Below are 12,784 nucleotides of genomic sequence, written 5' to 3' on the forward strand. Positions count from 1 at the left end.
GCGCTGCTCCGGCTTCAGCCACGGGCGCCAGTAGGGCGACCTCACGTTCCGCACGTTCGTGACCGGGTGCTGCGGCCCCTTGCTCGACGGCGAGGGGAAGCCCCAGCGCATCATCGCCAACGCGCGCTCGCCCTCGGCCAAACGCACCACCGGCGCCATCTGGTCGGGGAAGATCGCCGGCAGCGGCGGCAGGTTGCCGGTCTCGTCGCGCGCGACCCCGAAGGCCTTGCGGATCGCGTCCTGGCCCCTGTCGAGGCTGTAGAGGTTGCACATCCCGACATCGTGCGCCGCCAAAGCGCGAAAGAGCAAGGCACGCTGCGCGAGCCCGATTGCATCCCGCATCATATGAATTCAAAATTCGCTCGCGCGACTTGCCCCGATGAAGGGCGAGCGCTGCGGAGGACCATCGATGAGCACTCGGCGCGACTTCCTGCATCTCACGGCCGCCGCGACGGCGGTCGGGGCCCTGGTCGGGTCAGCCTCGGCGCAGGCGCCAGCCTCGGGTCCGGGGCATCCGATACCCCCGCCGAGCGGAGAGGCTCTGCGTCTCGTCACCTTCGCACCCGACGCGGGCAGCACGCCGCGGCTCGGTGTGGTCCGCTCGGACGGGCGCGTCGTCGACCTGACGCAGGTTGGAGTGCCGGGCGTGGATCCGGCGCAGATGGTCTCGCTCATCACGGCAGGACCGGCCGCGCTCGATGCCGTGCGCCGGGCCGCGGCCGCCGGGGATGGCCCGCAGGTCGAGACGGTGCGGCTGCTGGCGCCGATCCCGGCACCGACGCGCAACATTTACGCGGTCGGCTGGAACTACCTGGAGCACTTCGCCGAGGGTCAGGCCGTCCGGGGGACGAACGCCGAGTACCCCGCCCATCCCGTGTTCTTCACCAAGGGCGTCAACACGATCAACGGCCCCTACGACCCGATCCCCTACGATGCTTCGGTGTCGACGGCGATCGACTGGGAGGTCGAGCTCGCCGTCATCATCGGCACGGGCGGACGCAACATCACAGAAGCCGACGCGATGGCCCACGTGTTCGGCTACAGCGTCATCAACGACACCACGGCGCGCGACATGCAGATCAAGCTGCACGGCGGGCAGTGGTTCAAGGGGAAGAGCCTGGACGGGTACGGACCGATCGGCCCGTGGATCGTGCCTGCATCCGACCTCGATTTCTCGAATCTCCGTCTGCTGACCCGCGTCAACGGCGTGGTGAAACAGGACGCCTCGACCGCTCAGATGTACTTCAAGGTCGCCCGCATCATCGCCGAGCTGTCGCACGGCCTCACCCTCGTGCCCGGCGACATCATCGCCACCGGCACGCCCCCCGGCATCGGCAACGCGCGCAAGCCGCCCGAATTCCTCAAGCCGGGCGATGTGATGGAGACGGAGATCGTCGGCCTCGGCACCCTGCGCAACGTGATCCAGGCCGTCCCGGCGTAAGAGGTGCGCCCTCGATCGAGAGGCGGGCGCTCAATCAGCCGGCCACCGCGATCGGCAGCGCGCCGACCTGCGTCGTGGGGCGCGGCGTCCGCATCTCGAACTTCGTGCCCCAAATCCGCACGGCCTCAAGGTCGGCACGGGTCAGCAGAACGCTGCCAACCGTCATGGGGTCCGGCACGCAACGATTTTGCAGCGCAACACGTTGGCTTGGTATGCCAAGCGTCACCCCCTTCGAAATCACGATCTTAGCGGCCGGCGCTCAGCGTACCCTGTTCGCCTCGACCGAGCGGGAGGCGGCTCTGATGGCCGAGTCGGTGCTGCGTCGTCTGGACGGTAAGCCTGCCCTTATCGGTTTCTGGATCGACGCCCCGGATCGGGGCGCCCTGAAGCGCCTGGGAGCCTACCTCGGAAATGTGCTCGTCGAGATGACGGGTACGGGTGAGGTGCTGGTATAGGCGGCGTGTTCAAGAACGCCGCCGACGAGACCGGCGAGCTGGAAGGCGCAACGCTCCTGGGCAGTTCGGCGAGGTGCCGGAGGATTTCGCCGAGAGCCTGCGGGGCGGATAACGGTACGGGAAACCCGCCCGATGGACCGGGCGGGTTGTCGCGAGCCTAGGGATTTCCGGCGTCGCCGCCGCCCTGCGCTTGGTCCTTGTCATCCCCCAGCCGATTGGCCGAGTGATCCTGGTACTGCTCGGTCTGCACGGTCTTGCTGTCCAGGCCGCGCTCATCCCCATGCTGGGCCTTGTCGCGATTGCTGAGCACCGCGTTGTCCTCGATCACGCCTTCCGGCAACTCGGTCATCGCTCCCGAGCCCGATCCCTTGCCCTGGCTTCCAGGGTGCATGCCGTGCTTGCCTGCATTCGCCATCGTCGCTCTCCTGTCGTTCCAGGGGGCGGATCGATACGCCCCCGCCGAATGAGCAGGGCAAACCGATCGCTGCAGGGCTCGTTCCTGTGGCACGTGAACGCGTACGGTTCGGCCCCGCCCCGGTCTGCTCACGGGACGGGGGGAATCCCGGATCTCACCGCGTCTCGACGACGCCGTCGCTGGGGCTATCCTGCCGGGATGCGACGAGCGTCTGGCACGGTAACGGCTTGGCAACCGCACGCGCATGAAAATCGCGGCATGCCGACCTTGTCCGCCCCGCGCCTACTCACCTTCCTCGCTTCCGCGGTGCTGATCGGCCTGGCGGTCGCCAGCCTCTACACGAAGGTCCCGATGGTCGGGCGCACGGTGCTCGCGCACCGGCAGTGGTTCTTCATCGGCGCCTACGCTCTGCTCGCGCTCGGGGTGACGACCAAGAGCCTTTGAACCACCCGCCGGGTCGACACGACCGCAGGTCCCGCTAAGTCGACGCTGCGAGGATCTCCATGAGGCTTGCCGCGCGGGGTGAGCCACGGCCTCGCGGAGGTGGGCCTGCATTCTCAGCGCGTAGCTCAGAAGCTGCCCGACGTGATCCTCGATCGGATCGCAGACCTTCACGCACCGCATCGGGAACGGAACGATTTGACCCCGAAGCACCCTCCGACCACACCGGCCGTAGGTGCCCTTGTTCCAGGCCGAACGTGCGGACCGTGCACGGCTTGCTGCCGGGTTCCCGCGATCGAGGTGCTTGCCAAGCCTGCGGGCGTCCTCTGTCGGCATAGCACTGGCACGGCGTGCGGGATCTATCAGGATCGCCCTGAGGTGTGCGTGCGGTGGTACTGTCTCTGGCGCAAGATCGGCGCATTGCCGAACGCGCTGAGGCCAGACCGATCAGGGGTGATCTTCGCGATCGAGGGCAGTGCGCCTTGCGCGAATGGTCTCGAAGGGGCCTGCGTCGTGGGTCGCGCCGTGAAAGGAGCGGGTGCTATCGCGAGTGCGGAAGCGACCGAGGCGTTCGCTATGTTCGTCCGCGAAGGGTCGTTGCCGGTGTGGAAGGTGTCCAACCGTAAGGCGACCCTGATGCGCCCCGATCAGCGCACCCAAGCACTGTAGATTCGGGGCGCCGACTCTGCCGGAGGCGGGCTTTTCAGGTGCTTTGCCCATCCCCCGGACGGGACAGTTTTAGGCTGCCTTCAGATTGCCGGCAGACAGCTTGCCGCTGCGCTTGTCGGTCTCTTCCTCATAAGAGACCTTCTGGCCCTCGACCAGGTTTTGCATCCCGGCGCGCTCGACGGCCGAGATGTGAACGAACACATCCTTGCCGCCGTCGTTCGGCTCGATGAAGCCGTAGCCCTTGGTCTCGTTGAACCACTTTACGGTGCCGATGCTCATAGAAGTTCCTAGACGTCTCGGGCGCACCAAAGCGGGGCGCTCGCAGGCCAAACGGATGGCCCTCACGCGACGTTCCAAAGAGCGAAGCCCGCCGCGGCGGTGCCGGGCGGGCTGAGCCTCGTCAAGGCCATACGGGCCCGAACTGGTTTACATGCCGTGGCGCATCATGCCCCGACGATGCATGCGGTGGCGCATCATCGGCCGGCGCATCATACGACGATGCATCATCCGGCGCTCCATGCGGACATTCGTCACCAGCTCGGCGGGTGCGGCCACAGCGGCGGACGGGCCCATGGGTGCAGCGGAGGCGGACGTGGAGAGCGACGCTGCGCCGAGCGCGGCGAACAGGGCGGCGGCAATGATGGATGAGCGCAAGATGGTTCTCCTCGCATGCCGCCAGAAGCGACAGCCTTCTCCCGTCGGTCGACCGGAGAATGGGAGAACCAAGCTCAAGCTCGTTTCGATCCGTTCGATCGTGGACCCGTAAGCGCGTGGAATGCGCAGCCGGGCACTTCAGATATTCCTCCGGTCCAAAAGGCCGATCGGCGACGCTTCACCGACACCATGGCGCTGCTCCACACCAGCGCATAGGCGTGGGCGGTATCGAGCCCGTTGTGATGGGATCTCCGTCTCCCACCCGCCTCGCCACCTGATCCGGGGGCTGGTTGATCTGCATCAGCATGACGGCCGCAAAGCAGCAGAGGGCCAGCGACGTGATCCAGAGAAGGGCTCGTGCGGTCCGCTTGGTACGCTTCGACATGCCCGCGAAGGTGTCGGCCGGCGGTTAGCAGGCGCTTAATGGAACGCTGGAGGCGAAGCAGGCCGGTCCTCCGATCCGATCACGGCGGATGGGTGCGTCGTTCATCTCACCGGCCACCCGGTCCTGAGCCGGGCTTGCCGGGAAGGTGCCCGTGATCCGTTGCCAGCCGGTCGATCAGCAGAGGCGACCGGGCCGGCATACGTCTGCGTACCCGGTGTTGGTATAGTGCCGGCGAACAGGGAAGGCGCTGCCCGGCGCAGGCGGCCCTCTTGAGCCTCTCGGCGATCCGCCGGCTCGATCACGCCTTGAACGCTGTACGCGCCGAGGCCCTATATGTCGGGCATGATCACCTTCACGCCGAACCCGCATACGATACGGATCAACCCGTCCAAGTCGGAGCCAGGACGCTTCGACTGGACGATCATGAAGGATGATTTGGTCGTACGCCAATCGATCCGATCTTTCGGATCACAGGGGGCATCTGAGGCAAGTGCCGATACGGCATTTCGAGAGATAACAGCCCTTTGGCAGACTGCGCGGTAAGTCCAGGACGAGCTGAAAGTACCGATCGAGGCGCTCGGTTCACGACGGTACCTGCCGCCTGGACGCCCGCACGGTGGCGGCGACCGCTTTTGTTTGTCGCGACGTGCTCGCGGCACCGCGCAACGACGACCTCATGCGCGCCGCCCCACCATCGGCGTGCCGGCGGCCTCGATGCCCGCCAGGATCTTGCTCAATCTCAGCTGAAATCCTCAGGATCCTTTGGAGTTATTTTCTCTGTACCCGATTGCCTCCGCGAGGCGTTGTCCCTTCAGAACCAGCAAAATGAGGCGATCATGCGAGAAATCGCGCTGCCGTCCATGCCGGTGTACGTTGGTCTATGTCTTATGATCCTGGGAATGGAAGCGGAGCACTTGGCCTGTCGCCGATGGCGCATGGCACAGCATTCCAAGGAACTCGATATCCGGGTGGTGCTGGGCTTCAGCCTACCCCTGGCAGGGTTCCTCCTGATGTGGCTCGGACGTGCCTGATCTGAACTCGCTGCCGGATCACGGGATCGAACATGCAAGGAGCGTTTTATGCCTCAGCAACCGAGCCTCGCGGATCAGCGATCTCACAGGGCTGACGATGCTGGGCGTTCCCCTGCAGCCGAAAGGGATGCCGAAGCCGACGATACGTTGGCGCAAGCCCGTATCGAAAAACATCGTGAAGCCGCCAACCACGTTCGCATGACGGTCACCGGCAACGCTGCGAACGCCGAGAAGGGTGACAGCGGAAAGGACGATCAGTAAGGCATGTGCTTGAAGGCCCGACATCAAGCGTTCACCGGTCGTCGAAGCCAAAGCCTGCAAGTTGATGGCCACGGCTGCCAGGATCGAGGGCGGGAACATCCAGCGTCACGCCGTCCCGACATCGTGGCCTATGGAAGACCAAAGCGCTTCCAGGAGCTTCGACCGCTGGTCGGAAAAGCCGGAATTCATTTCAGTGATCCGGAGGATCGCCTCGTCGACCGCATCCAGTCCTCCGATGGCGTGAATGCTTTCACCGATTGCGCGAAGCTGCGCCGCGATCGTCGCCGAGGCCGACTCATTCAAGAACGGTGTGTGGCCCACTTCGGTATCGTCGAAGCGGTTCCACTCGATCTGTCGCAGAAGGGCATCGACAGCGCAGTCCTGATTGGTCGCGATGTGGTCCTGCTCCTGAATTGCCTGAGGCCTTCGACCGAAATTGTAGGGCTTTGGAGCGACCTTCCCCGCTCTTAAGGATCAGATGAATGGATGTCGTTCTCACACCGACAGGGCCGGCCGGCAAGGCATGGGATCTCAAAGATCGGCTGGGACGGAGCCTCGGCAAGATCACAAGGCCGAAGGATACCGACGATTTCCAGATCCAGCCGGATGAGGCGGGCCTTCTCGTGACTGTGAAACGCGCGCACGCCTCCCTCGACGCTGCGATGTCGGCCATCGCAAGCGTCGCCAATGGCGCGTGCACGCTGGACAGCCAGGATTGGGGTTAGGGCTCAAAGCGCGAGATACGCATGTTCGAGCCATGAGACGCGAAACATTTGAATGCAGCTCGGCTCGGCGCGGCCGTTCGTTCCGTCCCTTCGGCCAGCCTCGTTCCTGCTGGCGAGCTGATCCGGACGGTGATTTTCGTCCGGCTCCGCGCCTTCTCCTCACGGAACCGGCTGCCGGAACCACCTCCGATTTCGGAGATGAACTTCAGACCCGCACGCTCGAAGGCTCCTGGCATCGGTCGGCTCCGCGTTTCGCCCCGTGGACGATCTGCTGAGGCAGCGAAGGAAGCGGAAGGTCGTGCTCGTCCAGCAGGAAGGCTGCGCTGAGTAGCGCCCGGATATGTTGCTCGGGACTGGCCGACTCATGATCTGCGCGTCCAGCACCTGATCGGCGAGGAGGCCGGCAAGGCGGGAGACCTCGGACAGGCGTTCCCAGGGCTGCCGTCGTCGTCTCGACCGAAAGCGCCGAGCGCTTCGCCGCCACCGTCGCCCCGCTGGTCAACCGTGACGGCACCTTCGACCGCTCCGCCATCAAGCGCGCCGCGATCCGTTCGGCTCAGGCCCGCATGGAAGTGACTGGCGACGCCTGGGGCATGTGCATGTCCTATGCGCTCGCGGGCGCCCGGGCCGCCGCCAAGGTCCTCCCGCGCCGACCGCGCGCATCGCGGTCGGACCGATGGCCTCCGACCGGATCCGCTCCCCCGCCGTCCGCCTGCTGCACGCCCGGCAGGATCACGCGGCCTGCCTCCGCCTTGGGGCCTCCTACCGGCACCGGATCCGCGGCCGGCGAGACCGATCAGCGCGGGGCCCATGCCTGGGCGCTCGGCCTTGCCCGCCGCTGACGCCTCGTCGCTGCCGAACGGAGCGAGACGCGCGGATGGCCGACCTCGCCCGCCGCACCGTTTCTCGGTGCCTTCCTGGCTCTCGTAGCCGCACGGATGCCTGCCATCGCCTCTGACGGCGTGCAGCCGGTCGCGGCGGCCGAGCGCGCGGTGATCCCGTTCGCGCCTCTCCCTTGGGGCGGCCGGGGCAACAGTCTGGCTGCCGCTGGCGTGGCGTGGCTTGAGGTCATGGCGGGACGGTAAGGCAGGCGCGTTGGCGCTTCGCTCAGCGGCACAGCGGCAGCCCAACACCAAGCAGGCAGGGGCCGCCGACAATCGGGCAGCCCCCCATGCTCTCGAACGTGGCCTGCCGCGCGAGTCGCTGCGGAGCGACACTGGCGAATGTGGCTCCCGCCGAGAGGCAGATCAGGCTGAGAGCGAACATCGTGCTCTCACCGCTTCCTCGGCGCACCGGACACGGGCAGGACCATCGACCCGGCACGAAGCCGCCCGGCATCGATGTGTCGAGACCGCTAAGATCGCATCGCTCATCTGAGGGATGCGATCTTGGCTCTCGTGCCGGCGTCAGCCGAATGGCCGTATCGCGCCTCAGCGCTTGCCGTCGTGATCACCATCGCGCATCGCGCCAGTTGGCTCCTGGACATGAGCTTCGAGGAACCAGAGCTGCTTATCGACGCCGCGCGAGACCTCAGTGAAGAGGTCCGCCGTGCCGGCATCGCCCGCCTCGTCGGTGTCGTCGATGTTTTGGCGGACGGCGTTCGCATAGACCGCATAGCGATCGATCAGCGCCGCAAGATGGTCTGCGATCCGATAGGCGTCGAGCGGATACGGCGCGAGCTGCGAGCCAGCGGCCACCGCGGTCGCCGTGCCCCGCGCCGTGCCGCCGAGCTGCGTGATGCGCTCGGCAACCTTGTCGTTGTAATCGTCGAGTTCGGTACGGAACCCATCCAGCATCAGGTGGATGCCGATGAACTGCGGACCCTTCAGGTTCCAGTGGGCCTGCTTGACCGCCAGCGCCAAGTCGATGCCGTCCGCGAGCCGGGCGTTGAGCGCGTCGGTCGAGACCTGCTTCGCGTTGGACTTGGTGCCGTTCTGGGTCTCGTGGAGGCGCTGCCCCTGGGAGGCGTTCGTGTCGGCCATGGTAGGTCCCTTCAAGTTTCAGCAACAGCCGGAAGGCGCTCTGCAGCAGCCTAGGCGACAGCGTCTGGGATGCGCGCGATGAGCGCTCGCTCCCTTCAAGACCGCCATCGGGCGCCGGTTCCTCTGCAACGATCGAACGACGGTGCTGGGCACCGTGGGTGGCTAGAATTGCCGCGCTGCTCGGCGAGCGGGAGCCGGATGAAGAGGCAGAGCCTCGGGCGATCCTCGTGGGGCGACTTCAAGCCGAATGCGGGCTAAAGGCTGCATGCAGGCGCTGATGCGATTGCACGGCGCCTCAGCTGGCGGGCACAGGCTCGCCATCCCCCACCCTTACGGAGACCGGATTGAAAGAGCCCGAGCAAGGCAGTCCTGAAGCCATCTACGTCTCAGCCATGGTCGGAGAGATGATGCGTCGCGTCCTCGATGACGCCCTTCTCGACCTCGCCAAAGCGAAAGGGCCGAGCTACCTTGACACATTCCTTGAACGTGAACTCGCACGTTACAGCGACCTGTTCCGCGAGCGGGTGGACGACAGGCCCGAGACCACGGATGCGTTGCGAGCTTGGTTCCTCGTGGATGGACAGACAGCCCTACGGGAAGTTGTCGCTCGCGCTATGACCGCTGCGAACCGCGAGTAGCCAGTCTGAGATAGCGCCGCAGCCGATGCCGGATAGGGCGCACTCGGGAAGCGGGTTCCCATGAGGCTGGACCTGCTACAGCAGCTCCCGGGGCCTCACTCCGAAACGTCCCCCGGATGATTTCGCTTCACCGCTGCATGGGTCTTGCTTGCAAGGCTCCACCTCGCTGCGCTGGATCACCATGCTCGACCGCCGCTCCTTGATCCTCGCTGCCGGCGCGAGCGCGATCGCGACCAGCGTTTGCGCTCAGCCACGGTCCGAGCGCTTGCGGCTTTGGCCCAGCGCCCCACCGGGTGGGGGCGGCCCGATGGGGACCCAACAGGCCGAGATCGATGGGGCCGCCTTCAACATATCCGAGCCCCTGCTGGACATCTTCATTCCGCCCAAGCCGAACGGTGCCGCGGCACTCGTCGTCGGCGGCGGCGGTTATCGACGCATCGGCCTGGTCAAGGAGGCCTATCCGGCCGCAGGCTGGCTGACCGACATCGGGGTGACGGCCTTCGTCCTCACCTACCGCCTACCCAACGAGGGCTGGGCCGACGGCACCTTGGTTCCCCTGCAGGACGCGCAACGGGCCATGCGGACGATGCGCTCGCGGGCGGAGGCGATGGGGCTCGACCGGCAGCGGATGGGGGTCGTCGGCTTCTCGGCGGGCGGACATCTCGCCGGCACGCTCGCCATGCGTGCCGGCCTACGCACCTACGCGCCGGTGGACGAGATCGATCGGCAGCTGGCCCGTCCCGACTTCGCGGCCCTGATCTATCCGGTCGTCACGCTGGAGCCGCCTTACGACAACACGGGCACCCGGCGGAACCTCGTCGGCGAGCAGCCGAAGCCCGAAGCGCGGACCGCCTGGTCGCTCCAGACACAGTTGCGTCCGGGCTGCCCGCCGCTCTTCCTCGTGCAGACCGACGACGATCCCGTGATCAGTCCGGAGAACAGCCGCATCCTCGACACGGCCTGTCGGCACATGAGCGTCCCGGTCGAGTTCCACCGCTTCAGCAAGGGCGGCCATGGTTTCGGCATTGGGGAGCCGGGCACGCCCGCAAGTGTCTGGCCCACCCTGTGTCATGCGTGGCTCCAGACCCTCGACATGTTGGGTTGAAGGCTGAACGTCGCTTCCGGTGCGTTGATCTCAGCCAGATCAGGGGATCATCCGGGCACCGCGAGCCGCGAATGGTCGTCGGCTGCATCGGCGGGGCGAACGCGCTCAAGGGGCCCTGGGGGGAGCGGGTTTCTGTGACGCACCATGGTTTACTGGGACGCTCGGAACCCGCCTTGACCGTTCCGGTTGCAATGCCGTGCCCGACACCGCTTACCTGCCCCGCATATCCGCGTTTCTCAAGGCCGCAGGACCCGGTCTTGTCGTGATGCTCGCCGACACCGATGTCGGGAGCCTGATCACCGCCGCGCAGAGCGGAGCGCGTTGGGGCTATTCCCTGCTTCTGCTGCAACTCCTGCTCGTGCCGATCCTCTACATCGTTCAGGAACTCACCGTCCGCCTCGGCACGGCAACAGGGCGTGGTCACGGCGCGCTAATCCGAGAGCATTTCGGACCCGCTTGGGCCTGGATTTCATTTGGCGGTCTCGTCTTGGCCGGTATCGGAGCCATCGTCACCGAGTTCTCGGGGATCGCCGGCATCGGTGACCTTTTCGGTGTGCCGCGGATCGTCAGCCTTGGTTTACCGGTGGCGATCCTGCTGTGGCTGGTGTTCACCGGGGGCTACCGGCGTGTCGAGGTGGTAGCCATCGCCGTCGGCTTGTTCGAACTCGTGTTCATCGGACTCGCTATTGCGGCCAAACCTGACCCAGGCGAAATCCTGGCCTCGTTCGCGCACATACCGCTAAACGACGGCGGCTTCCGGGTTCTCATCGCAGCCAATATCGGCGCAGTCATCATGCCATGGATGATCTTCTACCAGCAGTCGGCGATCGTCGATAAGGGCCTTGGCTGGCAACACGCACGCGACTCGCGCCTGGATACCCTCGTCGGTGCGATCATCTCGCAATGCGTGATGGGGGCGATCCTGATCGCGGCGGCCGCCACCATCGGGAAGGGCGGCCGCGGAACAGCCCAAGGGCTCGATACGGTCGGCCAACTAGCAGATGCCTTCACACCGGCGCTGGGCCCATGGCTCGGACACGTCGCCTTTGGGGTCGGCATCATCGCAGCGGCGTTCGTGGCACTCAACGTCGTCGCACTGTCGCTCGCGTGGGGCTTCGGCGACCTGACGGGCCGGGCGCACTCCCTCACCCTGTCGCCGCGTCAGGCACCAGCCTTCTACGGCGCCTTCACTTTAGTTGTGGTCGCAGGTGCGATCGGAGTGCAGCTCGTACCGAACCTTGTAGCGCTCAACGTCGCCGTAGAAGTGATGAACGCGCTCCTGCTGCCGCTGGCCCTCGGCTTCCTCATCCTGCTCGCCACCCGTGCCCTGCCGCCAGACCGGCGGGTCGAGGGCACCTACAAATGGGTGGTCTACGTCGTATCCGGCCTCACGATCGCCTTCGCGATGGTTGGTGTCCTCGATGGGGTTGGGCTGCTCTAGGGCGGTTGCAACCCGATCTCGACGCGGAGTCAGGGCCGCGCCGTCCACTCGTCCGCCGTCAGTTCCGGGCCGGTGACGCAGAGCATGCCGTTCGTGACGATGCCGAAGCCATCGGCGATCCACGCCTGCCAGTCCTCGACGTGGATCGTAGGAGGTGCTTGCCGCGGCGAGATTGCCGGGCCGCGTGGACGGAATGGCGCCGAACGATCGTCCCGCGAATGAGAACGGGGCGCCGGCCCGGGAGCCGGGACTGTTCTCGACACGCAATCGCGCGATCGAGAGCACGTTGAGCACCATCCAAGGCGTCGCGGATCCGCCCGGCTCGGATCGGTATGCCAAAGCGGGCTCGCGCCGTGCGGGCGAGGGTTGCGACCTCGGGAGAGGCAGAGCCGGTCAGACGGTTTAGGAGCCCAGAAGCGGCGGCACCGGCGGCCGGAATGGCTGCATCGAAAGCCTCTCCTACCATTGCGCCCGTCAGCGCATTCCCCGCCACGTCGCCTGTCCGACACTACGCTCGCCGGATTTCAAGTCGCACCGGGACGCGTCAGGGTCCGCCGTGACCTGACGCCGTTATGGTCTCCGCGCCTTGAACCTGCTGTCGGTCTCGTAGGTCGCCACGGCCTCGGCTGGGATGCGGTACAGCTTCCCGCCCTACTCATGCATTGCCGGCGATGCGGCAGCAGCAGATGGGGCATTGGAAAGCGGCGGATCGGACTACAGCGCAGCGGTGAGCGGGGATAACCTTTGAAGCCCGGCAAAAGCTATACCACACCTATTGCGTTCGATCCGACTTCGGATAGAATAGAATTCGTTCCAGTCCATCTAGAATTAAACAACTCAAGCGCGCCTTTAAAGGCGCGCTTTTTTGTTTCTTGCCCCGATTTTTAGACGGTCGGGTTCGGAAAACGACAAACGCCCCAGGAGGTTTCTCCTGGGGCGTTGTTTGATTGACCGACCCATCCAACCGAACCGCGGCTCTGGGCGAGCCGCGGCGGATCCGGCAGGTCCTAGTACGAGCCGAACTTGTAGTTCAGGCCGGCGCGCACGACGGCGAACTCGGTGCTGTTGTTGCGGTTCAGGCCGCTCTGCACGACGGTCACGCCCGGCGAGGTCAGGGTCACGGTGCCGGTCGAGTTGGAGG

At 65.8% G+C, this 12,784-nt stretch carries 17 protein-coding genes and 1 pseudogene; 9 read left to right on the forward strand and 9 right to left on the reverse strand.

All coding sequences use genetic code 11. The annotated features are described in order from the left end of the window. Positions 1-273 (reverse strand): SOS response-associated peptidase (locus MKK60_RS09215; RefSeq protein ID WP_243985226.1); only part of this gene is annotated, 273 nt, incomplete at its 3' end. 136 nt (positions 274-409) lie between these two features. Between MKK60_RS09215 and MKK60_RS09220 the strand changes: the two genes are divergently transcribed. After that, the gene (locus tag MKK60_RS09220) at positions 410-1,441 is read left to right on the forward strand and encodes a fumarylacetoacetate hydrolase family protein (protein WP_243985228.1); all 1,032 of its coding nucleotides are present in this window, start codon (positions 410-412) and stop codon (positions 1,439-1,441) included. 34 nt (positions 1,442-1,475) lie between these two features. Here MKK60_RS09220 and MKK60_RS28440 read toward each other — a convergent pair whose 3' ends face one another. Beyond that, positions 1,476-1,607, reverse strand: a complete 132-nt coding sequence (locus tag MKK60_RS28440) for a hypothetical protein (protein ID WP_279593219.1) — start codon at positions 1,605-1,607, stop codon at positions 1,476-1,478. Positions 1,608-1,653: 46 nt separating this feature from the next. Here MKK60_RS28440 and MKK60_RS09225 point away from each other — a divergent pair, with 46 nt between their 5' ends. Continuing rightward, complete coding sequence (locus MKK60_RS09225) at positions 1,654-1,896, forward strand: hypothetical protein (protein WP_147726460.1); 243 nt, start codon at positions 1,654-1,656, stop codon at positions 1,894-1,896. 157 nt (positions 1,897-2,053) lie between these two features. Here MKK60_RS09225 and MKK60_RS09230 read toward each other — a convergent pair whose 3' ends face one another. Further along, positions 2,054-2,311, reverse strand: coding sequence for a hypothetical protein (locus MKK60_RS09230; protein WP_147841691.1), 258 nt, complete (start codon positions 2,309-2,311; stop codon positions 2,054-2,056). A 258-nt stretch (positions 2,312-2,569) separates the two neighbouring features. Here MKK60_RS09230 and MKK60_RS09235 point away from each other — a divergent pair, with 258 nt between their 5' ends. Next, a complete protein-coding gene (locus MKK60_RS09235; protein ID WP_147841692.1) occupies positions 2,570-2,755 on the forward strand; it encodes a hypothetical protein in 186 nt (61 codons plus the stop codon). 450 nt (positions 2,756-3,205) lie between these two features. After that, positions 3,206-3,421: a hypothetical protein gene (locus MKK60_RS09240; protein WP_243935897.1), complete on the forward strand. Its 216-nt coding sequence runs from the start codon at positions 3,206-3,208 to the stop codon at positions 3,419-3,421. A 69-nt stretch (positions 3,422-3,490) separates the two neighbouring features. On the opposite strand, the gene MKK60_RS09245 is transcribed toward MKK60_RS09240, so the two are convergent. Together MKK60_RS09245 and MKK60_RS09250 are read right to left on the reverse strand one after the other, a co-directional pair. Then, positions 3,491-3,700, reverse strand: coding sequence for a cold-shock protein (locus MKK60_RS09245; protein ID WP_147726454.1), 210 nt, complete (start codon positions 3,698-3,700; stop codon positions 3,491-3,493). Between the two features lie 147 nt (positions 3,701-3,847). Then, a complete protein-coding gene (locus MKK60_RS09250) occupies positions 3,848-4,075 on the reverse strand; it encodes a hypothetical protein (RefSeq protein WP_147726453.1) in 228 nt (75 codons plus the stop codon). 1,188 nt (positions 4,076-5,263) lie between these two features. Here MKK60_RS09250 and MKK60_RS09255 point away from each other — a divergent pair. Beyond that, positions 5,264-5,491 (forward strand): hypothetical protein, encoded by a 228-nt coding sequence (locus MKK60_RS09255; protein WP_147726451.1) that lies wholly within the window; start codon positions 5,264-5,266, stop codon positions 5,489-5,491. An 18-nt stretch (positions 5,492-5,509) separates the two neighbouring features. Here MKK60_RS09255 and MKK60_RS09260 read toward each other — a convergent pair whose 3' ends face one another. Then, the gene (locus MKK60_RS09260) at positions 5,510-5,851 is read right to left on the reverse strand and encodes a hypothetical protein (RefSeq protein ID WP_243985231.1); all 342 of its coding nucleotides are present in this window, start codon (positions 5,849-5,851) and stop codon (positions 5,510-5,512) included. Between the two features lie 6 nt (positions 5,852-5,857). Then, the gene (locus MKK60_RS09265; protein WP_243985233.1) at positions 5,858-6,073 is read right to left on the reverse strand and encodes a hypothetical protein; all 216 of its coding nucleotides are present in this window, start codon (positions 6,071-6,073) and stop codon (positions 5,858-5,860) included. 161 nt (positions 6,074-6,234) lie between these two features. Here MKK60_RS09265 and MKK60_RS09270 point away from each other — a divergent pair, with 161 nt between their 5' ends. Then, positions 6,235-6,477: a hypothetical protein gene (locus tag MKK60_RS09270; RefSeq protein WP_147841696.1), complete on the forward strand. Its 243-nt coding sequence runs from the start codon at positions 6,235-6,237 to the stop codon at positions 6,475-6,477. A 1,430-nt stretch (positions 6,478-7,907) separates the two neighbouring features. Here the strand turns inward: MKK60_RS09270 and dps are convergent. After that, positions 7,908-8,459 carry a DNA starvation/stationary phase protection protein Dps gene (gene dps, locus MKK60_RS09275; RefSeq protein WP_147726444.1) on the reverse strand — a complete coding sequence of 184 codons (552 nt, stop codon included), beginning with the start codon at positions 8,457-8,459 and terminating at the stop codon, positions 7,908-7,910. 344 nt (positions 8,460-8,803) lie between these two features. Here dps and MKK60_RS09280 point away from each other — a divergent pair, with 344 nt between their 5' ends. From MKK60_RS09280 to MKK60_RS09290, 3 genes are all read left to right on the forward strand, one after another. Beyond that, positions 8,804-9,097 (forward strand): hypothetical protein, encoded by a 294-nt coding sequence (locus tag MKK60_RS09280; protein ID WP_147726442.1) that lies wholly within the window; start codon positions 8,804-8,806, stop codon positions 9,095-9,097. A 181-nt stretch (positions 9,098-9,278) separates the two neighbouring features. After that, positions 9,279-10,202, forward strand: coding sequence for an alpha/beta hydrolase (locus MKK60_RS09285; protein ID WP_147841697.1), 924 nt, complete (start codon positions 9,279-9,281; stop codon positions 10,200-10,202). 196 nt (positions 10,203-10,398) lie between these two features. Continuing rightward, positions 10,399-11,643, forward strand: coding sequence for an NRAMP family divalent metal transporter (locus tag MKK60_RS09290; protein WP_243985236.1), 1,245 nt, complete (start codon positions 10,399-10,401; stop codon positions 11,641-11,643). Positions 11,644-12,650: 1,007 nt separating this feature from the next. Here the strand turns inward: MKK60_RS09290 and MKK60_RS09295 are convergent. After that, positions 12,651-12,784: pseudogene (locus MKK60_RS09295) on the reverse strand (porin family protein); the annotation flags it as partial.

This window comes from Methylobacterium sp. J-092 (assembly GCF_022829325.1).
In the GTDB taxonomy this organism is placed as follows: domain Bacteria; phylum Pseudomonadota; class Alphaproteobacteria; order Rhizobiales; family Beijerinckiaceae; genus Methylobacterium.

What these genes read in the sequence shown, in the direction of transcription:
- MKK60_RS09220 (WP_243985228.1), top strand. Translation starts at nt 410, where the DNA reads ATGAGCACTCGGCGCGACTTCCTGCATCTCACGGCCGCCGCGACGGCG.
- MKK60_RS09230 (WP_147841691.1), bottom strand. Translation starts at nt 2,311, where the DNA reads ATGGCGAATGCAGGCAAGCACGGCATGCACCCTGGAAGCCAGGGCAAG.
- MKK60_RS28440 (WP_279593219.1), bottom strand. Translation starts at nt 1,607, where the DNA reads ATGACGGTTGGCAGCGTTCTGCTGACCCGTGCCGACCTTGAGGCCGTG.
- MKK60_RS09285 (WP_147841697.1), top strand. Translation starts at nt 9,279, where the DNA reads ATGCTCGACCGCCGCTCCTTGATCCTCGCTGCCGGCGCGAGCGCGATC.
- MKK60_RS09235 (WP_147841692.1), top strand. Translation starts at nt 2,570, where the DNA reads ATGCCGACCTTGTCCGCCCCGCGCCTACTCACCTTCCTCGCTTCCGCG.
- MKK60_RS09245 (WP_147726454.1), bottom strand. Translation starts at nt 3,700, where the DNA reads ATGAGCATCGGCACCGTAAAGTGGTTCAACGAGACCAAGGGCTACGGC.
- MKK60_RS09270 (WP_147841696.1), top strand. Translation starts at nt 6,235, where the DNA reads ATGGATGTCGTTCTCACACCGACAGGGCCGGCCGGCAAGGCATGGGAT.
- MKK60_RS09225 (WP_147726460.1), top strand. Translation starts at nt 1,654, where the DNA reads ATGCCAAGCGTCACCCCCTTCGAAATCACGATCTTAGCGGCCGGCGCT.
- dps (WP_147726444.1), bottom strand. Translation starts at nt 8,459, where the DNA reads ATGGCCGACACGAACGCCTCCCAGGGGCAGCGCCTCCACGAGACCCAG.
- MKK60_RS09260 (WP_243985231.1), bottom strand. Translation starts at nt 5,851, where the DNA reads ATGTTCCCGCCCTCGATCCTGGCAGCCGTGGCCATCAACTTGCAGGCT.